The organism is Hymenobacter antarcticus, assembly GCF_039539545.1.
Taxonomy (GTDB): domain Bacteria; phylum Bacteroidota; class Bacteroidia; order Cytophagales; family Hymenobacteraceae; genus Hymenobacter; species Hymenobacter antarcticus.
Map to the genome: position 1 here is coordinate 31585 of NZ_BAABDI010000018.1, position 21845 is coordinate 53429.

19 protein-coding genes and 1 pseudogene are annotated in these 21845 nt (G+C 61.9%); 15 read left to right on the forward strand and 5 right to left on the reverse strand.

The features are described 5' to 3' along the window. Positions 1-30: 30 nt before the first annotated feature. The 3 genes from ABD819_RS13265 to ABD819_RS13275 all read left to right on the forward strand — a co-directional run bounded on the left by ABD819_RS13265 (position 31) and on the right by ABD819_RS13275 (position 1934). Positions 31-1074: an ArdC family protein gene (locus tag ABD819_RS13265; protein ID WP_345125106.1), complete on the forward strand. Its 1044-nt coding sequence runs from the start codon at positions 31-33 to the stop codon at positions 1072-1074. 97 nt (positions 1075-1171) lie between these two features. After that, entirely contained in the window at positions 1172-1459 is a 288-nt protein-coding gene (locus ABD819_RS13270; RefSeq protein WP_345125107.1) for a hypothetical protein, read from the forward strand. 79 nt (positions 1460-1538) lie between these two features. After that, positions 1539-1934, forward strand: coding sequence for a hypothetical protein (locus tag ABD819_RS13275; RefSeq protein ID WP_345125109.1), 396 nt, complete (start codon positions 1539-1541; stop codon positions 1932-1934). 208 nt (positions 1935-2142) lie between these two features. Here ABD819_RS13275 and ABD819_RS13280 read toward each other — a convergent pair whose 3' ends face one another. Beyond that, on the reverse strand, positions 2143-2442 hold the full coding sequence (locus ABD819_RS13280) for a hypothetical protein (RefSeq protein ID WP_345125111.1): 300 nt from the start codon (positions 2440-2442) through the stop codon (positions 2143-2145). 260 nt (positions 2443-2702) lie between these two features. Beyond that, complete coding sequence (locus ABD819_RS13285; protein ID WP_345125112.1) at positions 2703-3494, reverse strand: ParA family protein; 792 nt, start codon at positions 3492-3494, stop codon at positions 2703-2705. 816 nt (positions 3495-4310) lie between these two features. Here ABD819_RS13285 and ABD819_RS13290 point away from each other — a divergent pair. The 8 genes from ABD819_RS13290 to ABD819_RS13325 all read left to right on the forward strand — a co-directional run bounded on the left by ABD819_RS13290 (position 4311) and on the right by ABD819_RS13325 (position 11734). Continuing rightward, on the forward strand, positions 4311-4835 hold the full coding sequence (locus ABD819_RS13290; protein WP_345125114.1) for a BfmA/BtgA family mobilization protein: 525 nt from the start codon (positions 4311-4313) through the stop codon (positions 4833-4835). Between the two features lie 7 nt (positions 4836-4842). Next, entirely contained in the window at positions 4843-5862 is a 1020-nt protein-coding gene (locus ABD819_RS13295; protein ID WP_345125115.1) for a DUF5712 family protein, read from the forward strand. A 50-nt stretch (positions 5863-5912) separates the two neighbouring features. Then, positions 5913-8288, forward strand: a complete 2376-nt coding sequence (locus ABD819_RS13300; RefSeq protein ID WP_345125116.1) for a TraM recognition domain-containing protein — start codon at positions 5913-5915, stop codon at positions 8286-8288. Positions 8289-8393: 105 nt separating this feature from the next. Continuing rightward, positions 8394-8687, forward strand: coding sequence for a hypothetical protein (locus ABD819_RS13305; RefSeq protein WP_345125117.1), 294 nt, complete (start codon positions 8394-8396; stop codon positions 8685-8687). Between the two features lie 26 nt (positions 8688-8713). Then, positions 8714-9673 carry an ATPase gene (locus ABD819_RS13310; RefSeq protein WP_345125118.1) on the forward strand — a complete coding sequence of 320 codons (960 nt, stop codon included), beginning with the start codon at positions 8714-8716 and terminating at the stop codon, positions 9671-9673. Between the two features lie 138 nt (positions 9674-9811). Beyond that, entirely contained in the window at positions 9812-10081 is a 270-nt protein-coding gene (locus ABD819_RS13315) for an antitoxin VbhA family protein (RefSeq protein WP_345125119.1), read from the forward strand. Continuing rightward, positions 10081-11490 carry a Fic/DOC family protein gene (locus ABD819_RS13320; protein WP_345125120.1) on the forward strand — a complete coding sequence of 470 codons (1410 nt, stop codon included), beginning with the start codon at positions 10081-10083 and terminating at the stop codon, positions 11488-11490. The genes ABD819_RS13315 and ABD819_RS13320 overlap by 1 nt, the downstream gene beginning before the upstream one ends. A 28-nt stretch (positions 11491-11518) precedes the next feature. After that, positions 11519-11734 (forward strand): hypothetical protein, encoded by a 216-nt coding sequence (locus ABD819_RS13325; RefSeq protein ID WP_345125122.1) that lies wholly within the window; start codon positions 11519-11521, stop codon positions 11732-11734. 34 nt (positions 11735-11768) lie between these two features. Here ABD819_RS13325 and ABD819_RS13330 read toward each other — a convergent pair. After that, positions 11769-12041 (reverse strand): annotated as a pseudogene (locus tag ABD819_RS13330) (ISKra4 family transposase); the annotation flags it as partial. Positions 12042-12603: 562 nt separating this feature from the next. Beyond that, positions 12604-18825 (reverse strand): FG-GAP-like repeat-containing protein, encoded by a 6222-nt coding sequence (locus tag ABD819_RS13335; protein WP_345125123.1) that lies wholly within the window; start codon positions 18823-18825, stop codon positions 12604-12606. 426 nt (positions 18826-19251) lie between these two features. Between ABD819_RS13335 and ABD819_RS13340 the strand changes: the two genes are divergently transcribed. The 4 genes from ABD819_RS13340 (at position 19252) to ABD819_RS13355 (ending at position 21479) form a co-directional block, all read left to right on the forward strand. Continuing rightward, the gene (locus ABD819_RS13340) at positions 19252-19539 is read left to right on the forward strand and encodes a transposase (protein WP_345125124.1); all 288 of its coding nucleotides are present in this window, start codon (positions 19252-19254) and stop codon (positions 19537-19539) included. Beyond that, positions 19536-20438 carry an IS3 family transposase gene (locus tag ABD819_RS13345; RefSeq protein WP_345125125.1) on the forward strand — a complete coding sequence of 301 codons (903 nt, stop codon included), beginning with the start codon at positions 19536-19538 and terminating at the stop codon, positions 20436-20438. Before ABD819_RS13340 ends, ABD819_RS13345 begins: the two co-directional genes overlap by 4 nt. A gap of 212 nt (positions 20439-20650) precedes the next feature. After that, a complete protein-coding gene (locus tag ABD819_RS13350; protein WP_345125128.1) occupies positions 20651-20860 on the forward strand; it encodes a hypothetical protein in 210 nt (69 codons plus the stop codon). 178 nt (positions 20861-21038) lie between these two features. Next, positions 21039-21479 (forward strand): hypothetical protein, encoded by a 441-nt coding sequence (locus ABD819_RS13355; protein ID WP_345125130.1) that lies wholly within the window; start codon positions 21039-21041, stop codon positions 21477-21479. Positions 21480-21614: 135 nt separating this feature from the next. On the opposite strand, the gene ABD819_RS13360 is transcribed toward ABD819_RS13355, so the two are convergent. Continuing rightward, positions 21615-21818 carry a hypothetical protein gene (locus ABD819_RS13360; RefSeq protein ID WP_345125131.1) on the reverse strand — a complete coding sequence of 68 codons (204 nt, stop codon included), beginning with the start codon at positions 21816-21818 and terminating at the stop codon, positions 21615-21617. Between the last annotated feature and the right edge of the window lie 27 nt (positions 21819-21845).

The following is a 21845-nucleotide window of genomic DNA, read 5'->3' on the forward strand; positions in this document are numbered from 1 at the left end:
ACAAACAAACAGAATAACAGCTCTTTAGCCATGAAAAAGACCACGAAAACCGCCGCCAAGAAATCTACCAAGAAAGCCGGCGCTATTACTCCCCGGCCCGACGTGTACCAGATTGTGACGGACCGGATTATTTCGGCGTTAGAGGGTGGTATCATTCCGTGGCGCAAGCCGTGGAACGCGGTTTATGGCCTCCCGCGCAATTATGCCACGGGCAAAGTATACAGCGGCATTAACCTGTTTTTGCTCCATTTCAGCGGTGCCCTGCCGTTTTTTATGACCTTCAAACAGGCGCTGGCTTTGGGCGGCAACGTGCGGAAAGGGGCCAAAGGCCACCAAGTTGTTTACTACAACATTTCCACGCGGGAGAATAAGCAGACCGGCAAAGAGGAGAAAATGCCCTTTTTGAAGTATTACACCGTCTTTTCGGTGGAAGATATAGAAGGCATTGAATTTGACTTGCCGAAGGTGGAGGAGCGCGAATTTACCCCCAGCGAAGTAGCGGAAGGCATCGTAGCCGAGTGGGCCGAAAAGCCCGCCATTACCCACTTGCACCAGCGCGCTTACTACTCGCCCAGCCTGGACTTTGTGAATATGCCCAAGCCGGAAACCTTCACCACGTCGGAGGGCTACTATCAAACCCTATTCCACGAGCTGACCCACAGCACCGGCCACAAGTCCCGCCTTGACCGTACCGACCTGACCGCAGGTGAGGGCAAGCAAAGCCTGAGTTACGCCCGCGAGGAGCTGACCGCTGAAATGGGGGCATCGTTCCTGAGCGCAGCGGCCGGCATTGCCACCGAGCAGACAGAGGAAAACGCAGTAGCCTACATTCAAAGCTGGTTGGAGCGGTTGAAAAATGACAAGCAGCTAGTGGTAAAAGCCGCCAGCAAGGCCCAAGCCGCCGCCCGCATGATTCTAGGCACCACGGCGGAGCCGGAAGGCGAAACCGAAGCGCCGGCCGCCCCGGAGGCGACGCCAGCCGCCGCGACAGTGGCCAGCGAACCCGCCGCCATCCTCGACGACACCGACCGCGAATTTTTGGCCGCAGAGCTGAGCTGGTTAGCCAACGCCTAACCCAGCCGGCCAGGGGTAGCAGCGCCCGAGCTGCTACCCCCCTAGCCTAATCCTAGCCCTAGCCCTAATCCTAGCCCTAGCTCTAGCTCTAAAAACCATGAAAGCCAGCGAAGCCCCCACCATTCAAAGCGCGACGTGGAACCAGTACCGGAGCCGGATTATTGCCGCGATTGCCGATGTTGAGGTGCTGATGCAGCAGCTTGATAAAGGCATCAACAGCGAGGTAATGACCGAGGAGGTAGCCCAGCGGCTAGGTATTCAGATTGACACGGCCGAGGCTTACGAGGCATTACTAAAGCTCGTTAAAGCCACCCGCCCGATTGCCGGCGAAAGGCTGCGAATGACTAGCCAGGAGCAAGGCGGACAATTTGTTCTCCTGCTTTAATCTCTTTCACTAGAACCCCTCCCCCACCGGCCGGGCCTGACCAGCCCGGCCGCTTACCCCATCCCTTAACCAGAACCCCATGTTAAAATCAACTCCATTCGCCACCAGCAGCGCCCCGACGTGGGCCGCGCAGGAGGCATACCTAGCCATTGAACAGAAACCCCGCGACGAGGCCGAAAAGCGTCTGCTAGAGCAGGCGCGGGCCTACGTGCAGGCCCATACCCACCAGGCCGATTTGCGCGACTTAGCGCCGGCCCTGCGGGAGTTGATGGGCGCGGGCTACCTCGTCGGCGGCGGCGGCTCCCACGTCTGGATGAAGCGCGCCCAGGGCGCGGGCGACCAGGCAGCCCCGGAACGGCTGGCCATCGTAGCCGACCGGCTGACTACGGCCTATCGGGATTGGTTCGAGTCGAAGCTGCCCACCGGCCCACGCCGGAGCAGCCGCCCCGAGCAGGGCCACGTTTGCCAAGTGTAGCCCCTCCCCTACCCTCTTTGCCTGAGCGCAGCAGCCGTGCCGGTTGTTGCGCTCTTTTTTTTCCCAACCGCCCAAAAAAAGAAAGGACAGCCCCGTTAGGAGCTGCCCTTATTTGGCGCATTGGATGCCACTGCGCCGGATTGCAAGGATAAACGAAGTGCCGGCGACCAAACCGGCCAGTTACCCTTAACCAGTCCTGCAAATTACGTTAGTTCCCAGGGACTAATTTGCCGGTTTTCCGTAGGTGGGTCTCGTAGTGCCGGTGCGCCGCGTGTAAATAGGTCAGAATGTTGGTGGGCATATCCGTGCCGGGGGAAATGTCGGGCAGCAGCCGCCGTATTTCCTGCCAGTCGGATTGGAGCATTTTCATGCTTTTCACGGCGGGCGACGCGGGCGCATCAGCCGGCGCAGGCTTGCGCCCACGCGGCCGACTTGCTGCCGCAGGAGCCACCGCTACCGGAGCCACCGCTACCAGGTTAGCTACTGGCTGAGGTGAGGCAGCGGCCACGGGGAGTACCAGAGCTGGCGCCTCAATGGGCGCAGGAGCTGGCGTTGGTTCGGGTGTTGGTTCGGGCACGGGGGCCGCAGTAACTGGGGCAGGGGCAGGTACAGGCAATGGTTCAGAAGTCGCCGCAGCGGCCGTCTCTGACGCTATTTTAGTTAGCTCCCCGCCCATGCCGGCAAAGGCTTCGCGGCGGTCCTCCTCACTGACCGGGATTCGCGGGCGGGGGGGCACAATTTGCGGCTTGCCATAGAGGTTCTTAGCCATTATTTCGTTTCCGTTTTGGTGGAGGTGATAGCGGTAGAATCTTCTACTTCAGCAGAAGCGCCGGCGCTGGTTTTGCGGTTGGGGAGGTCCAGGCGTCGCACTAGCTCATCACAGACCTTGCGGATTTCGTCCGAGCTATCCTTGGTGCCGCCCGCGTAGTTGCGAAACGAAGGCGTTAGCAGGCTATGAAGGGTCGAGGCGCGGGTATAAGCCAGGCGGTTGCTGAGGTAGGAATCAAAGCGCGAGAGGCCCAGCCCGTCTATGTAGTCGTCCATTTCCTTTTCTTCCCTACGGCCCGCTATTCGCTTGGTCGAGATGCCGAAGTATTGGAAGTCAATTTGGGCCTTATCAGCGGCTTTTTTCAGGGCTTCCAGGATGCCCATAAATTCAGCCGTGGAAGCGCGGTCGAGGTAATCCGATACCAGGGGCACTATTACCGCGTCGCAGCCGGTGAGCGCGTTAAAAACATCTTCCCCATCGGCTCGGCCGGGTATGTCGATAATGATGAGGTCATAGTCATTATCGGGGTTGTCGATAAAGTCAAAGATGTTTTTCAGCCCCATTGGAAATACATCGTAGGGGTACCTGGCGTTGGGGTCGGCTTCGAGCATGACTTGCATGCTTTGGGCGTCTACCTGTTGGCGGGTTTTGACAATGCTTTGCTGATAGTCACAATCAAGAATTGCGATTTTCAAGCCGTATTCGGTGGCAAGGGGAACTGCCAGAACGAGGGCCAGAGTAGATTTACCAGAGCCGCCTTTTTGGGTGGCAAAGCTGATAACTTTTGACATGGATTTTACTGGTTAAAGGGTGAGGTAGTGATGCCGCCGAGTGGTCAGTTCGGAAGAAAAACAAAAGTACGCGAAAAGTAGAATAGTAGATGAGTAGAAAAGAATAAAAGAAGAACAGTAGAATGGTAGATGAGTAGAAAAGTAGAATGGTAGATGAGTAGAAAAGTAGAATAGTAGACGAGTAGAAAAGAGGAATAGAAGAACAGTAGAAGGGTAGACGAGTAGAATAATAAGTGAGTGCGGCGAAGAAGTAGACGAGTAGAAAAGTAGAGGAACAAAAAAATGTAAATGGTGAAGAGTTAAATAAAAGTAGAATAGTAGAATAGTAGAAAAGAAGAATGGAAGGGAATGGTATAAGGTAGTCGTATTAATTAAAGTAGAATAGTAGAATAGTAGACGCCGAAATAGAAGAAAGCCCAGGGTATTTTCAGGGAGTAGATGGGGCAGGAACTGGCTGATAGAAACGGGTGGTAGAAAAGTAGAATAGTAGAAAGCAAATAAAAAAGCAATAAAAAGGCCGTGGGAGGTAATTAAGTGCAGGTTTGGTAGAATAGTAGAAGATAATAGCCGTAATTTTAGCCGGTAGTCGGTAGGAATAGCAGTAGAAACCTAACCATAATCCCCTGACAATACGTAACAATGATTATTAGCAAGAAGAACAACACAAACGCAAGGCTAAAGCCTTGGTGTTGTGTTGTTTAGATTTCAACAGAGCTGAAATTGTGTGACCAGAGTAGTTAAGTTATTGATTAATAGCATAGATTTGGTCACAGGGGAAGCGTAGAGAGTAGTTTTAACCCTAGTTTTAGCCGAGAGATGGAAAGACCCAAGCGGCAGCAGATTCGAGTAGCGCCCACTAGCCACGCCAGCGCGACAAAGGCCGCTGCTACGTGTGGGCTTACTCTGAGCGAGTACACTGAGGCGACGTTGGACTACTTCACGAGCCGCCAGCTTAACCCCGTGGGAGACGTAGCCCGCGAGGGTGAGCTAATCATGCTGCAAGTGAAGAAGCTAGGCGACCGGATTTTTAGCTACATGCAGGAGGAGGAGCGGAGCTTGCTCGTTCCGATGCTAGAGGAAATGTTGCGGTCCCGCGTTACACTTGACAGGGTGCTCCGCATGAATGAAATCCTGGTTGCCAACCTGAATCGGCAGCTAGGAACCATGACAAAGGAGCAGATAGAAGCCCAGCGCGAGGCGGGCAAACAGCTCCGTGCACAGAACGAAGAAATGATAGAGCGCCAGGTACAGGAAGTAATTGCCGGCGCAAAAAAAGCGGGGCCAGGAAAGCCCAAAGCCGAGGGGCAAGCGGGCAAAAACGACGCGGAATTAAGCCAGTAAAGCGCGTATGTACGTCAAACTAATTAACCCCGCAACGCACGGCCAAGCGGCCTACAACAACAGCGGGAGGAGCGCGCAGACGCTAAATTATTTGAAGCCGGAGGCCGGCAAAGACGGGCAGGAAGCCGCGTTTTTTAACTCGGAGGAGGACGGGCTGAGCGCGGCCGAGCTGATGGCTGATATTGATTCCAACGTGAAGGGCTTGCGGGCCGAGGATGCCAAGTTTTACTCGTTGGTGCTAAGCCCTAGCGAGGCCGAGTTGGCCCACATCGACAACGACGAGGACAAGCTGAAAGACTACACCCGCAAGGTGATGGAGCAGTACGCGGCCAACTTCCAGCTAAAGGATGGGAAGCAGCTTGGCAGCGAGGATATTGTTTGGGGAGCTACCGTCCACCAGGAGCGCAGCTATCGGGGCACGGACCCGGAGGTAGCGGCCGGCAATGCCAAGACCGGCGACCAGCGGCCCGGCTTGCAGACCCACGTTCACGTTATTGTAAGCGCCCGCGATGCCGGCCAGAAAATCAGCCTGAACCCAGCAGGGCGGCGCAACCGCTTTGACCTGATGAAGTGGCAGGCCGGAGCGGGCAAGCAGTTTGAAAAGCAGTTCGGCTATACCGCGCAGGCCCACGAAAAGCTACGGCCGAAGCAGCGCGACGCCAGCCGCGACGCCGCCCGAGCGGTCAAGATTGCCGAGCGGGTTGGGGGCATAAACGGCCGGGTGGGCAAGGAGCAGCGGCTAGACCCGGCGCGGGTGCAGCAGATAGCCGAGGGCCGGCAGTACGATAAGACCTTTTACCGGATGCTGAGCCGGGTTGAGGAGCGGTCGAAGTCGGGCTCCCCCATTGACAACGCTTACCATTTGCTGAGCACGGGCAAGGAGCGGGCGGAGCCGCAGCGGTTCGCCAGCACCGTGTTACAGGCGGTGCAGCATGCGGTGAGGTCGAACACTGGCCGCGACGAGCAGACCGAGAACATAGCCGAGAAAAAAGGGCGCAGGAGCGCCGAGCTTGACATTGAAATGTAGGGCAAAGCAGCCCACTACTGTTAATACCTTCCCCACAGTTCCCTTTCCACATGACCAATTCAGCACCCCGGCCCGCGGCCGGAATGCAGAACGCCGGGCTGATTTTCGGCCTGGTTCTGCTGGCCATCATCGGCGGCGATTATTACGTGCTGATGCACGGCCCCGAGATAGCCCAGGCCCGCCTTGCCCAACGCACCACGCAGTTAGCCCAGCAGAAGGCACAGCGCGAGGCGACGAGCTTGGTACCCGGTGCAGCGCCCAGCGCGGCACCGGCCGAGAACCTGACTCCCAAGCAACGGCTGGCCGCGACAATGGCGCGCATTGCCGAGCAGAAGCGCCAGGAGCGGATTAGGAAGGCCCAGGAAGCAGCGGCCCCGGTAGTAGGGGAGGGGGCGGCAAAGGGCGCGGTGGAGCTGACCAAAGCCACCGACCAGGGACTAGTTAAAGCTAAGACCGGAACCGACGCCCTAGCCAACGCCGGCAGTGGGATAGGCAATAAGTTTTTACTGAAGGTGGCCAGGTTCTACGGCCCGTTCGGCGTATACCTGCGGGCACTGCTGCTGCTGGCCGGGTTGGCGTTGGTATTCATCCAGAAAGCCCCCCAGGACAAGCCCGGCCAGGCCAAGCGACGCGCCATCGACCCGCAGGCGCTCCGCATCGTAGCGGGCCTGAGCGGGCTAGTCTTTCTGATTGCCGGGTATGTGCTGCTGAGCATGGGCGGCTACTCGACGGGCTTTATTGAGTTTGGCTATCCAGGGTCCGCCGTCGCCGTGCTGGCCAGTGGTGGGTTGGTCGGTCTGCTTTGGGCCACGACCAAAAAGCCGGCCTTCGGCTTGAGCACCGAGCGCAAGAAGGTGGAAACCCCGGACGCCATCTACTTCCCGACCGCTGACGGGGGATGGATAACGATAGCCAACCCCTTCCGGGGCACATTGGTACTCGGGGGAGCCGGCGCGGGCAAGACCTACTCGATAGGGGAGCCGCTGATTGAGCAGTTTGCCTATAAGAATTTCGCCGGTCTGGTGTACGACTTCAAATTCCCGGTTTTGGCCGAGGCGTTGCAAAAAGCACTGGTGCTGGCCGAGCGTCAGCACATGGCTGAGAAAGAGAAGAAAGACAAGTACGCGGCCAGTGCAGCGGGCCAGCTCCAAGCGAAGGTGAGCGCCAAGCTGTTTCAGCCCGAGCAGCAGCCAGAGGAAGAAAAGCCGGTGCAGCTCCACATTATCAATTTCCGCGACCTGACCCGCAGCGAGAAGGTGAACCCGTTACGCGCCGCTGATATGCCGGTAGTAGCGTTTGCCGAGGAGTATAGCCGGGCCATCATCAACAACCTGAACCCGTCCAGCATCCGCAAGATGGAGTTCTTCGACATTAGCGCGGTGGCTTACCTAACTGGCATCATCTGGTTTTATAAGAAGCACTACCCCCGGTATTGCACCATTCCCCACGTCGTAGCTACGGCCATGTACCGGGAGTACACCCATGTCCTGAGTATGCTGGAAACCGATACAGAGTGCGGCGACCAGGTACGCAGCATTATTTCAGCGGTCCAGACCAAAGCCGATAAGCAGGTGGGCGCGGTACTCGGCACCTTGCAGGTCACGCTGACCCGGATTAACAGCCCGGAAATTGTGTGGGTGCTGACCCCAAACGAGGCGGCAGGGGAGGGGTTTTCGTTGGATTTGAACAACAAGAAAAACCCCAAGCTGCTCTGTATCGGCAACGACCCGACGCTAAAGGAAACCTTCTCGCCCGTGGTGAGCTGCGTTATCACGGTAGCCCTAAAGCTGATGAACCAGCAGAACAAGCACCGCAGCTACGTTTTCCTGGATGAAGCCGCGACTATCTATGTGCCCGGCCTCGAAGTGATACCGGCCACGGCCCGGAGCAACAAGGTGGCGATGGTGTACATGACGCAGGACTTAGCCCAAATGACGGATGCCTACGGCAAGGAGAAAATGCAGGTCATGGTATCAAACCTGAACAACCAGTTTTTCGGCAAGGTGAACTCGCTGGAAACGGCCAAGTTCATTTCGGAAATGGTGGGCCGGGAGGAAAAGGAAATGACGAGCACCAGCACCGGCACCAGTCAGGGGAGGGGAGCCCGCAACAATTCCACCAATCAGAGCACCAGCTACCAGGAGCGCAGCCTGGTTCGGGTGCAGGATGCCATCGGCTTGCAGCAGGGGGAATTTATCGGGCAGACGGTGGAAACCGGCAGCACCTTTTTTCAGGGTACTATTTCGCGCAACGACGCCACCGGGGAGCGGTTTCCCTTGCATCCGATGGTAACCTTTGGCGGTCCCGGCGACGACGCGGAGGCCGCGCTTTCCAAGGCGGTGATGGATAATTTCCTACTGGTCCGGCAGCAGGTAATGGATGCGATTAAGGAACACCCCAACACATTAGCCGGAGCCAGTCAATAAGCGTATTTTTACCAAGGCAAGCACCCATAAACCGTAAAAAACTGCACTTTTTACAAGTATTTTTTGTAGTAGGTGTAAGCAGTCTTTCCACTTAATTCCCCTCCCATGAACTCCCTAGCCAACATCGGTGAAACCGTCCAAAGCCCGGAATTTCAGGCCCGCTTCGATGACGTTGTGCGCGGCACGGCCCGGCGCAATCACTCGTACATCGTGTACAAAGACGCGCAGAAGCGCACGGTACGGGAATACCCGGCCACGGAGGAGATTTTTGAGGTCAGCGCAGATGATAAAACCCTCACCCTGCTTTCGGTGCACGGGGTGCCGGTGGCCCCGGCAGACGCCCTCGTCGTCGAGGCAACGCCCTACCGCTTCCCGCAGCCCGTGCTAGCCGCGCACTAGGTAAGCACCAGGTAAGCACCAGGTTGATGGAGCAAGAGCCGCCCAAACCAGTAATTTATATGTTTGCCGGTCCCAATGGGGCCGGCAAATCTTCTATATACGAGGCCAGCAGCAAGGAATACCCGCAGGTAAACGCGGACGTGATTCAGAAAGAGAACCCGACTTACAGCCAGGGCCGGGCCGGTATCGAGGCCGGGCGGCGGGTAGAGGAGCTGATGCACGAACGGGCGACGTTCGCCACGGAAAACAACTTCTACAAGGCCAGTAACCTCAATACCGTTACCCGCTACCAGGAGGCCGGCTACCGCGTCGAAGTAATCTACGTTAGTCTGGAATCGGCCCAGGACTGCAAAAGGCGGGTAGCGGCGCGGGTAGCCAACGGCGGACACAACATCTCCGATAAGCAAGTTGAGGAACGCTTCAAGGGGGGACTGGCCACCGTCCGGGACCATTACCAGGTGCCCGACAAGGTTACTCTCCTTGACAATACCGGGCCGAGCCTAGCGCACAACCTCAAGCCCTTGCTGACTATTGAGCAGGGCAGGATTGTTCAGGAAGCCCCGGAGCTACCGCAGTGGGTAGCGGACATCAAAAACCATATCCGGCAGGTAGAGCAGCAGCAGCAGACCGACGCGCAGGTCGCGGCGGCTACGCCCCAGGAGCGTTTCAGTGCCGCCGCCGCCTACGTCGCGGCCGGGCTGAGCGGGACGGGCCGGGCATCCGATGCCCAGGCCGCCGCCGAGTTGCAGGCGGTGGCCAGCGTGGTAGCGCGCACGGCTTACGTCGGGGGGGCGAACGTGGCACGGGTAGAAAACGCCGCCGTGGCTGCTGACCAGGTGCCGGCCCTCGTCGGCAGTGCCCAGGTAGCCGAGCTGCGTACTTCCAGCAAAGCCTTAGCGCAGCCGATGCACGAGCGGCCCGGAGCCGCCGCCAGCACCCCGCAGCGCGACGCACCCGGCCGCGAGGGGGGGGGCATCGAACGGTAGCCGAAGCAGAATAAACTTTTAGGCTCCCTGGTAAACGCCTTAGCAGTAGGAACTAAAAGTAAGGCTCAAAACGGCTTGAAAACGACTTTTCAGGCCGTTTTTTCGTTGTAGTAGTATCCATTTCTACACCCAAAAGTCATGAACAAGACCTTCTTTGCGCCCGCTCCGGCCGGCCTCGACGCGGAGCAGCTTGCCGCCCGCCAGCAGCGGGAGCACGACAGCAACAATGCCATTGCCACGCTGATGAGCAACGGCCCGGCCCCCGGCCCGGAGAGCTTGGCCATCATGCAGCGATTCGTGGATGGGGAGCTGACCATTGAGCAAGCCATTGAAGAAACCGACGCCATGCTACTGGCCCGCTACGCCCCCAAAGCCAGCAGCGAGGCACCTGTTGAAGCGGTCCGGTAATGGCAGTGCTCAACGACAGGTTCAGCGACGAGAACGGCGTTCGGCTGAACAAGCTTGGCATCACCGACAAGGACCAACTGGCCCAGGCCGAAACGGAATCTTCGCTCCCGCGCTTGACGCAGCTCAACCGGGCGGGCGGCATCCAGGGCGGGCAGTACGACCAGGCGCACTTGAAACAGGTTCACGAGCGGCTATTCAGCGGCGTGTACCAGTGGGCCGGCGAAACACGGGCGGACCGCGAGTTTCAGGGCCACAAGGACACCAAAGTGACCGGCTTCAAGGAAACCATGACCTACGCGCCCCACAAGGAAGTGCCAGAGCGACTGAATGCCATCGGCGCGCAGCTCAACAAGGAGAACAACCTGAAAGGACTAGCGCCGGACAAATTTGCCGAGCGGGCCGCTTACTACCTCGACCAGTACAACCACACCCACGCTTTCCGCGACGGGAACGGCCGGACGATGCAGGCCACCTTTACCCAACTTGGAAAGGCGGCCGGCTACGACGTGGATTTTAACCGGGCCAGCCCGGAGATTCTGAACCGCAGCCGGGACCTGGCCATCGTGCGCCAGTACCCCCCGGCCGAGGCCGGGAAGAACTTGCAGCCGCTGAAAGACATGTTTAAGCAAGTCATCACGCCCACGCCTGGAGTTGAAGCCGAGAAGTTGCGCGACCCCAGCCAGGCCCCGGCCCGGACCCCGGAGCTGAGCCCGGCCATGCGGGCGATGGATGCGCGGCGGGAGCTGGAGGTTACGGGATACCGTTCCGCCAACATTATTGCCAATATGCCAGGGCCAGGCAACCGGGAGCAGGGGGTACAGCTGGCCCAGCGGATAGAGTCTGTGAACCTCGACCCCAAAGTGCTAAATGGACCAGGCATTAATGAAATGCAGTTGGCTGCGGATAAGATTATCAAGCACCCCGGCTTGAAAGATACCCCGCTCGATATAGCCGATGGGAAGCGGTTAAAAGTCGCCTCGATGCAGGTCATGCAGTTGGCCGAGGGCAAGGAGATAGTGGCCCCGCAGCAGCAGAAACAGCCGGCCGCATCGGTGCAGGAAAAGCCCGCTCATCCCGCCGCCCAGGTCGTTAAGACCCACGAGGAAGCGCAGCCCGTCTTTGCCAAAGCCGCCCGCGAGGTGGCCAAGGAGCTAGAGGCAAACGGCCAGGGCTTAGCCGGTGCTAGCTTGCGCGAGGTGGCCAAATTTGTAGAGCGCAGCCCGGCCATTGTTGGCGGCAACGCGGAAAACTTTAAGAAGGCGATGGATGCCGCCGAGAAGGTGCCCAGCCTGAGCGGGAACAAGTTCATGGACGAGTTGCGTAGTTCATCCAAAGTGCTCGAAATGTCGCCCCCCGGTCAGGAGCGCAGCGGTCCGAGCATCGGTTGCAGCGGCGGCATTGAGCGGTAAACCCTCATTTTAATACACCCACCTTCCCATGGAAAACGACGAGCTGACATTCCTAGAGGAGCAACTAGCCGGTACGGAGCTGCTGGCTTGCGCGACGTGCAACGAGGACACCCTACACGCCCACGCCGAAGTTTTGGAGGTTTACCCGCTGGCCACCGAGTTGCAGATGCAGTGTACTTGCTGCCAAACCGAACGGACGTGGCTGGACTGGACGCCGACCAAGCGCCAGGCCCGGCAGAACTAAAATGGAGAGCATCAAAAAGTGTGGGGCAATGGGGTTAGGCGGCCATCTGCATCGGTTCTGCTGGCACTGACCGGAAGCCGGGATACTGCTGCCGAAAACAGTCTTCCCATTCCTCGTTGAGCACCTTCGTGCGGGCCTGCACAAGCAGGTGCGCCCCTTTTTTAGTCCACTGCATTTGTTGCCGCTTCACCATTCGCTTGGCCAGCACTTGGTTCACCGCCGACTCCACAAAGCCCGTAGACACCCGTTCGCCGTAGTTATGGCGCTCGGAGTAGTCCACGATGAAGCCGCTGTTCTGCTCCACGTAGGGTGTTGTTAAACAAATAGGGCAAAACCTCCGACTTGTCGGCACAACCACGCATTTCCAACGATTAGTGCTTTGATGAACAATGTGTTACTCGAAACGCGGGCAAAACGATAGCCTTAACGTTCGTTTTCGCTATTCCCTGCCGATAACCTTAAGGAGCGTGTAAAAGCATCGTTTTTCGCTACTCTTACGACGCAGTTATGCCTTATCGGTGGCATTTAAGCAGTTTGGCTGTCAAGTCGGAGGTTTCCCCCTATTTGTTTAACAACACCCCACTAAGTGCTAATTGGCCCCTGCAGCACGGGGTGAGTTTAAGAAACTCGTCTACGATTCATAGTTTACGAAACACGCCGATGGGATGAGTTTCGTAAACTCCGGCGACGGGGTGTTACCGCCGCTCTATCGGCGATGGGACTCGCGGCGGCCCGTTGAACGGCCTGCTCACTGGCCGCCCGCCCACGGCCGGCCGCCGGCGCATCAGCTGCACGCAAAAAAGCCCTCCTCCAACGGAGGAGGGCTTTTTTGCGTGGCCCCGGTTGGGACCGAGCGAGAACCGCTCGGGTTACTCGACCGTCAGGCGCAGGGCTTTGGTACCGGCGCGCACCACGTAAACCCCCATGGGCAGCCCGGCCGGCAGCGCCAGCGTGGCCCTGCCCGCGGCATCAGCCGTTGCTGAAGCCACCACGCGGCCCAAGGCGTCGAATACCGTGACCATGGTGCCGGGCACCGCGCCCGTGAGCGTGGCCCCGCTGCCGTGGGTCGGGTTGGGGTACAGGCCCAGGCCGGCCGCTACGCCCGCCACCGCCACCGTGCGCACGGGCGAGTAGCTGAAACTGCCGTCCTGGTCCACTTGCTTCAGGCGGTAGTAGAGGGTGGCGGTGCTGGCGGGCAGCGTGGCATCCAGCAGCTCGTAACTGCGCAAGGCCGTGCTGCTACCGGCCGCTGCCACCGCGCCGATGGCGGCAAACGTGCGGCCGTCGGTGCTGCGCTCCACCTCGAAGCGGGCGCTGTTCTTCTCCGAGGCCGTGGCCCATACCAGGCGCACGGCGGCCCTGCCCTCGGCCGTGGCCGTGAAGGCGCTCAGCTCCACGGGCAGCGGGGTGGCCTGGCCGATGACGCTGGAGTAGGCCCCCTGGTCGGCCGGGGACAGGGCGCTGTTGAGGGCGCGCACGCGGTAGAAGTACGGGCTGCTCGGGTTCAGGCCCGTGAGGGCGTAGCTGGTGGCCGTGGTGGCGAAAGGCGAGCCGGCGATGGGCGACGCGAAGTCGGGCGTGGTCGACACGTCGAGCAGGTAGCTCGTGGCCGTGCCGATGGCCGGGGCCGTCCAGTTGGCGGTGAAGCCCGTGGCGCTGCGGGCGGTGGACACCGTGGCCGTGGGCACCACCAGGGCGTAGCTCTGCACGTAGTTGCTCGTGGTGTTGCCGCTGGCCAGGGCGAAGTTGGTGAGCGTGCCGGGCGTGGCGTTGTTGCTCAGGTCGTAGAGCGTGGTCAGACCGGTGTTGTCGCCGGTGCTGGCCGTGGCGGGCGTACCCTGGTCGAAGTTGTAGTACAGCACCAGGCTGGCGGGCACGGCGGCCGTGGTGCTCGTCATGTCGGCCCGCAGCTGGGCGGGGGTCAGGGCCACGGAGTACACGCGCACCTCGTCGAGGCGGCCGTTGAGGTAGGTGAAGGCGCCGTTGCTGTTCGAGCCAATGCGCAGGTTCTGGGCGTTGGGCACGGCGTGCACGCCCGGCACGTCGGAACCCAGGGCTACGCCGTCGAGGTAGATGGTGCGGGTGGTGCCGTTGTAGGTGGCGGCCACGTGGTGCCAGCGGCCTACTAGGTTGGGCGTGGTTTTTTGCAGGTCGTTGGCCCACCAGTAGTTGATGAGGCCCGTGGGGTACAGGCTCAGGCCGTTGGCTTGGTTGGTGGTGCCGTAGTTGCCCCAGCCGATGATGCTGCCCAGGTTCATGGAGTTGGCGTTTATCCACGCTTCCACGGTGTAGGCGGCGTTGCCCAGGGGCACGGGGGTGCTGGCGGGCAGGGCCAGGTAGTCGTCCACGCCATCAAACGCCAGGGCGTTGCCGGGGGGCGCCATCACGGTAAAGGCCAAACTGGCCGAGCCGCCGGCCGTGGTAATGCTCACGTTGCCGGTAGCGGTGGCCGTCACGGGCACGCGCACCACCAGCACGTTGCCGGTGTTGCTGATGATGGTGCCCAGGGCGTTGGCCCCGTTGATGGTAAGGGCCGTGGGGCTGTTCAGGTTGGTGCCGGTAAGGGTGATGCTCTGGCCCAGCCCGCCGGGGTTGGGGGCCACGGCCGTGAGGGCGGGCGGTGCCAGGCCCAGCAGCACCGAGGCGGTGGTGGCCCCGGTGTTGGCCGTAGCCAGGTCCAGCGTGCCATCGCCGTTTAGGTCGGCCAGCGCCACGCTCGCCGGGCTGGTGCCGGTGGTATAATCGGCGTGGGGGCCGAAGCTGCCCGTGCCCGTGCCCAGCAGCACCGAGGCACTGCCACCGGTCACGTTGGCCGTGGCCAGGTCCAGCTTGCCATCGCCGTTCACGTCGCCCAGGGCCACGGAGATGGGCAGGGTGCCGGTGGCGTAGTCGGTGCGGGCCGCGAAGGCGCCCGAGCCCGTGTTCAGCAGTACCGAGGCCGAATTAGCGTTGGTGCCGAAGTTGGCTACGGCGATGTCCAGCTTGCCGTCGTTGTTCACGTCGCCCAGGGCCACGCCCACGGGATTCAGCCCGGTGGCGTAGTCGGTACGGGTGCCGAAGGTGCCCGTGCCGGTGCCCAGCAGCACCGTAATGTTGCTGCTGCCAATGTTGGCCACCACCAGGTCCAGATTGCCGTCGTTGTTCACGTCGCCCAGCGTGATGCCCGCCGGGCTGGTGCCGGCGGCGTAGTCGGCGTGGGGGCCGAAGCTGCCCGTGCCCGTGCCCAGCAGCACCGAAACGTTGGCGCTGCCGTAGTTGGCCGTTACAATGTCCAGAGCACCGTCGCCGTTCACGTCGCCCAGCGCCACCGAGCGGGTCTGGGTGCCGGTGGCAAAGTCCGTGTGGGCACCGAAACTGCCCGTGCCACTGTTCAGCAGCACCGAGACGTTGCTGGTGCCGAAGTTGGCCGTCACGATATCCAGCTTGCCGTCGCCGTTCACGTCGCCGAGCACCACCACCTCGGGGTTGGTGCCGGTAGCGTAGTCGGTTTTGGGGCCGAAGCTGCCCGTGCCGGTGCCCAGCAGCACCGAGGCGCTGGCGCTGGCGTCGTTCACCACCGCCATGTCTAGGATGCCGTCGCCGCTCACGTCGCCCAGGGCCACGCCGTAGGGCTGGGTGCCCGCGCCGAAGTCGGTGCGGCCGGCGAAGGTGCCGGGGCTGGCGGCGGTGGCCGTGGTGAACTGGTACACGGAGGGGGCCGTGAGGGCCAGCCCGCCCGCGCCCTGCACGGTGGCTGGCACGGTTACGCTCAACGTTTCGCCGGCGCGGAAGTCGCGCAGGGCCGCGCCCAGGCTGCTGGTGTAGCGGGCGGTGCTGCCGCTGCTGGTCACGGTGCCGGCCTTGAGGCCGCCGGCCTGGGCCGAGAAGACTTTAATCGTGGCCGCCGAGGCGGCCGTGACCGGCTCGGTGAAGCCCACGGCCAGGGCCGAGCTGGCCACCGGGGCCGTCAGGGCGTTGGCGGCCGGGCTGGTGCCCGTGGCCACTACGGTCAGGCGCACGGTGAAGGCCGTGCTGGCGGCGCTGGTGCCGCTGGGCGTGGTCACGGTGATGCTTTGGGTGGCGCTGGCCCCGGCCGGCACCACGAAGGTGAGGGTGGCGGCGGTGACGTTGGCAGGCGTCACGGCCACGCCGTTCACCGTCACACTCATGGCGCCGGTGAGGTTGGTGCCGGTGAGGGTGACGGGAGTGCCGGCCACGCCGCTGGTGGGCGAAAAGCTGATGATGGCGGGCGCAGGCACGGGACTTACCCGCACGGCAAAGCCGGTCGCGACGCCAGCCCCCCCGACCAGCGAGGCGCTGCCAAACGCCGCCATGCTTGTGAAGGAGCCCGTGACCAGGGTGTTGCCGCTGGCGTCCACCGCGATGCCTTGGCCAACGTCGCCGCTGGTGCCGCCGGCGCGCACGGCCCAGGCGCAGGCCCCGTCGGTGGCCCCGAACCGAGCCACAAACACGTCGCTGCTGCTGCCCGCCGACACCAGACTAGTGGCCGTGGGGCTGGTGGCGAAGCTGGCCGTGGCGTTGAAGGAGCCCGTGACCAGGGCATTGCCGCTGGCGTCCACCGCGATGCCGTAGCCAATATCAGCGCCGGTGCCGCCCGCGCGTACGGCCCAGGCGCAGGCTCCGGCGCTGGCTCCAAACTTGGCCACAAATACCTCGGTGCTGCCCGCCGTGGTCAGGCTGGTGGCCGTGGGGCTGGTGGCAAAGCTAGTGGTGCCGTCGAAGTAGCCCGTGATTAGGGCGTTTCCCCCTCCGTCTACCGCGATGCTTTGGCCAATGTCGGTGCTGGTGCCGCCGGCCCGTACGGCCCAGGCGCAGGCCCCGTCGGTGGTCCCAAACTTGGCCACGAATACGTCGCTGCTGCCGCTCACTGTGTTCAGATTGGTGGCCGTGGGGCTGGTGGCGAAGCTGACCCCGCCCACGATGTAGCCCGTGACCAGGGCATTGCCGCTGCCATCGGCCGCGATGCCGTAGCCAGTGTCGGCGCTGCCGCCACCGGCCTGCACGGCCCAGGCGCAGGCCCCGGTGCTGGCCCCGAACTTGGCCACGAACACGTCGATGCCGCCTGCCGACACCAAACTGGTGGCCGTGGGGCTGGTAGCGAAGCTGACCGTGCCCGTGAAGGAGCCCGTGACCAGGGCGTTGCCGCTGCCGTCGGCCGCGATGCCATACCCTACGTCATTTAAGGTGCCGCCGGCCCGTACGGCCCAGGCGCAGGCCCCGTCGGCGGCTCCAAACTTGGCCACGAACACGTCGGTGTTGCCCGCCGAGGTCAGACCGGTAGCCGTCGGGCTGGTGGCGAAGCTGGCCGTGCCGAAGAAGGAGCCCGTGACCAGGGCGTTGCCGCTGGCGTCCACCGCGATGCCTTGGCCAACGTCGTTGCTGGTGCCGCCGGCGCGCACGGCCCAGAGCCAGGCGCCGGTGCTGGCGCTGCGCTTGGCCACAAACACGTCGGTGCCCCCCGCCGAAACCAACGTGGCGCTTCCCAGCACGATGGTGCCCGTAAATTCCCCCGTCACGTACTGGTTGCCCGCCGCGTCGGTGGCCGTGGCACGGCCGGTCGAGGTGCTGCCATTGTTGGCCAGCGCCGGGGGTTGCCAGGCGCCCGTGCTACCGGCCAGCCGGGCGGCAAACAGCCCTGTGCTGGGGGCAATAGCATCGCCTACCCCGGCGAAGCTGGCCGTGCCGGTGTAGGAGCCCGTGACCAGGGCGTTGCCGCTGGCGTCGGCCGCGATGCCGTAGCCAACGTCAATGCCGGTGCCGCCGGCTTTCACGGCCCAGGCGCAGGCCCCGTCGGCGGCCCCAAACCGGGCCACGAACACGTCCTGGCCGCCGGCCGTGGCCAGGCTGGTGGCCGTCGGGCTGGTGGCGAAGCTGGCCGTGCCCTGGAAGGAGCCCGTGACCAGGGCGTTGCCGCTGGCGTCCACCGCGATGCCTTGGCCAACGTCGCCGCTGGTGCCGCCGGCGCGCACGGCCCAGGCGCAGGCCCCGTCGGCGGCCCCAAACCGGGCCACGAACACGTCCTGGACGCCGGCCGCGGCCAGGCTGGTGGCCGTCGGGCTGGTGGCGAAGCTGGCCGTGCCGAAGAAGGAGCCCGTGACCAGGGCGTTGCCGCCGGCGTCCACCGCGATGCCTTGGCCAACGTCGTTGCTGGTGCCGCCGGCCTTCACGGCCCAGGCGCAGGCCCCGTCGGCGGCCCCAAACCGGGCCACGAACACGTCGGGGCTGCCGGCCGCGGCCAGGCTGGTGACCGTCGGGCTGGTGGCGAAGCTGGCCGTGCCCTGGAAGTAGCCCGTGACCAGGGCGTTGCCGCTGGCGTCCACCGCGATGCCTTGGCCAACGTCGCCGCTGGTGCCGCCGGCGCGCACGGCCCAGGCGCAGGCCCCGTCGGCGGCCCCAAACCGGGCCACGAACACGTCCTGGCCGCCGGCCGCGGCCAGGCTGGTGGCCGTCGGGCTGGTGGCGAAGCTGGCCGTGCCCTGGAAGTAGCCCGTGACCAAGGCGTTGCCGCTGCCGTCGGCCGCGATGCCTTGGCCAACGTCGCCGCTGGTGCCGCCGGCGCGCACGGCCCAGGCGCAGGCCCCGTCGGCGGCCCCAAACCGGGCCACGAACACGTCGGTGTTGCCCGCCGAGGTCAGACCGGTGGCCGTCGGGCTGGTGGCGAAGCTGGCCGTGCCCTGGAAGTAGCCCGTGACCAGGGCGTTGCCGCTGGCGTCCACCGCAATGCCTTGGCCAATGTCGCCGCTGGTGCCGCCGGCCTTCACGGCCCAGAGCCAGGCGCCGGTACTGGCGCTGCGCTTGGCCACAAACACGTCGGTGCCCCCCGCCGAAACCAACGTGGCGCTTCCCAGCACGATGGTGCCCGTAAATTCCCCCGTCACGTACTGGTTGCCCGCCGCGTCAGTGGCCGTGGCACGGCCGGTCGAGGTGCCGTAGATACCGTCGGGGTTGAAACTGATGGCCGCCGTGAAATCGTACACCTGCGCCCCGGCCGTGCCCGGCAGCAGCCACGCTAGCAGCGTGAGGAAACCGCCCAGCAGGGCCAGCCGGGTAACGTGGGCCGCACGGGCGGCCAAAACGTAAGGGTGCATCATGCAGCTTGCAGACGGGCCAGGTCCGGGGGAGAAGGCCAAGACGCAAGCAGTTGCTGCCGATGTCCAGTATATAGTTGAAATTGAATAATTCCAACAAATATACGACCCGTCCTACCCGCTAACCAAAGAGCCGGAGCAGTTGTCTGCCGGCAAAATCCCGGCGTCCACGGGGTTGGCGGGGCCGGCAACGATGGAGGAACGCCCCTGTTCGCGTATCGGCGTTGCTCGCCCTCCCCGGCGCCATTCCCCGAGGAGACGGAAGGCCCCATTCCGCTACTTTGGAGCAGTCTACGAAACTCATCTCCTCGGCGCGTTTCGTAAACGAGGAATCGTAGACGAGTTTCTTAAACTAGTCCAGCTTAATTAGGGCCAGTTTGGGGTGGTCGGGTAAAATAGGAGAGAATTAGGTGGTAACTTCCCAAACCCATGGAAAAAGCCCCTCCTACAAAACGGCCGCGTTATGATGCGGCCTTTCGCGCCGAAGCGCTGCGGTTGGCCAGCGAAAGCCGCTCCACGCTGGCCGCCGCCCGCGCCCTGAATATTGATGCCAAGCGGATTTATGCCTGGCAGAAAGCGGCCCAGGCGCCCTTGCCCGCCGACCCGGCCGAGGCCGCCGAAGTACGGGCGCTGCGCACGGCCAATAAACGGCTGACGCAGGAGCTCGATATTTTAAAAAAAGCCATCGCCATCTTTTCACATTCCCCGGCCCAATGAGTATGCTGCAATTCATTGACCAGCAACGCACTTGTTATCCTGTCCAGCAGCTCTGTCAGGTGCTCGGGGTCGTTTCCAGCCGCTACTACGCCTGGCGGGTGGCGCAGGCGAATGGGGCAGTGGGGAAGCAAGAGCCCGCCTGGGAAACGGAAATGGTGGCGGTTTTTGACCTCCATAAACGCCGCTACGGCACGCGCCGCTTGCAGGTCGAGTTGCGGGAAAAAGGCCACCGGGTGGGCCGCCAGGCCCTGCGCACGGGACTGCGCCGCCACGGGCGGAAAGCCTTGCAGCCCAAGTCGTTCGTCCCGCGCACGACCGATTCGACCCACGGGCAGCGCTGCGCCCCCAATTTGCTGCTTAATCAGCCCCGTCCCACGCAAGCCAACCGGGTGTGGGTGAGCGACATCACCTACCTGCCGCTGGCCAACGGGACCTGGGCCTACCTGTGCGCCTTTCAGGACGTGTGCACCAAGCACGTGGTGGGTTGGCAGGTGCGGGCCGATATGAGCGAAGTGCTGGTTACCAGCGCCTTGCAGCGGGCTCTACTGGCTCAGCGGCCCACCCCCGGCCTGATTGTCCATTCCGACCGGGGCGGGCAATACGTGGCCAACGCCTACAAGGCCCTGCTGCGCGATGCCCAGGCCCAGCTCTCCCACAGCCGACGCGGCGAGTGTTACGACAATGCCCAAGCCGAAAGCCTGTGGTCGCGCCTCAAAACCGAGGAGCTCGAAGCCCGGGACTGGCCCGTTTTTACGGACCTGGCCGATGCGCAAGCCAGCGTGGCCGACTATTTTGACTACTATAACCATGAGCGCCGTCACTCCAGCATTGGCTATATGAAGCCTTATCAATTTCACCAACAACAACTTAACAATATCACCCAATTCTCTCCTGCTTAACTAGACCACCCCAAGTTGGCCACCAGGTGCAGGGCTGAGTTCTGCCGTTTACCATAAGGAGTGTTTATTTGACCTTTGGCTGGCCGACAGCGCTTCAAAAAATACCCGAAACCAGGTATCTTGTAAGGCTCGTCCGAATGCCAGATTTGCCAGAAGAAACCCATGGCCTCGGCACCTTTTTGTTCCCACGATACCACCGACTGCGAATCCCTATGAAAAACCCATCCCGCTCCTTCTACTTTGTTGCCACCTTAAGCATGCTCTTGGCCTTGGCCGGAATCTTCATGATGGGCTACTATTCCGGCCGCAACGACTCCTTGGCGAAGCTGGGGCTGGGGCTGGGCGTTGGGGGCGCGGTCTTGCTCATCTTCGCCTCTGTTGTGCACAAAAAACAAAAGGGCAACCTAGCCAGTCCGCGCTAAGAAGACACGGATGAATTACGGCCTAGTGCCGTGCAGATGGGCTTGCCCGCTTCGGTTCACTGAAACGGTCGGAAGATAAACGCGCGCCGTTCATCCGATAAAGCAGTTCATGCGAACGCCGATAGCCGAAGTGAGGGGCCGGGGTACGTATGCCGACGCTCCTCCCTATTATTGGCCCATGAAGTTTTCGTTTCTCCTTTGCGCGCTGCTCGGCGTCGCGGTCATCCAGCCCCCTGTTCAGGGGCAGCAGGCCGCCCCGGCAGTCATCATTCAACCGGCCTCCCCTTCCTTGGCTTATTCGCAAGTGGCTACCGATATTGCCCACTTGCTGCAGCAGGCCACGGCCCTCTCCGACGCCCAGGCGGTGGCCTTGCTGCGGCGGAAAGGCCCCGCGTTGCAGGCCAGAGCAAGGCAAGTGAAGCCAGCTTATAGCCGATGGGTTAGGGGCTTGTCGCCGGCCGAACGGAAAGGGGAGCGTGAGCGGCTGGATGCGTCCCCGTGGTATCAGTATTTTTCCACGCTGGACTTGGACACGAGCCCACTTGGCGTGAAAGCGAAGCGCAATCGCGCGCTGGCCGAGCAGCTATTCAACCTGATGGAGTTTGCCGACGGCGTCTAACCAGCCAGCAGCACGGCGCAGGCGAAACTGGCAAGGCAGACTCCGCCACAGCAGTGCTAATGACTAGCCGTTCACGAAAACGGTCGCTATTCCAAGCAGAGCAAGCCGTGGCCGTTTGCAAGCCGTAGCCGTTTTCTAGTCTGGCTTCTCCAAAACAAAGGTTGAGCAGTGATAGCCGCTTTCAATGCACGTAGAAATCTGCTTGATTATCCATCCCTCTTTCAGCGCATTGGCTGTATCGCCCGTTGGTTTGTTCTCGAAAGAAGTAGTATAGGCCGCTTCAGTAGTCAGGCTGGTAGAAGCCAGGCTGATGACTTCGGTAATTACTCGTTGCGCCATGGGTATTGGTTAAAAAGTGAGCCTCCA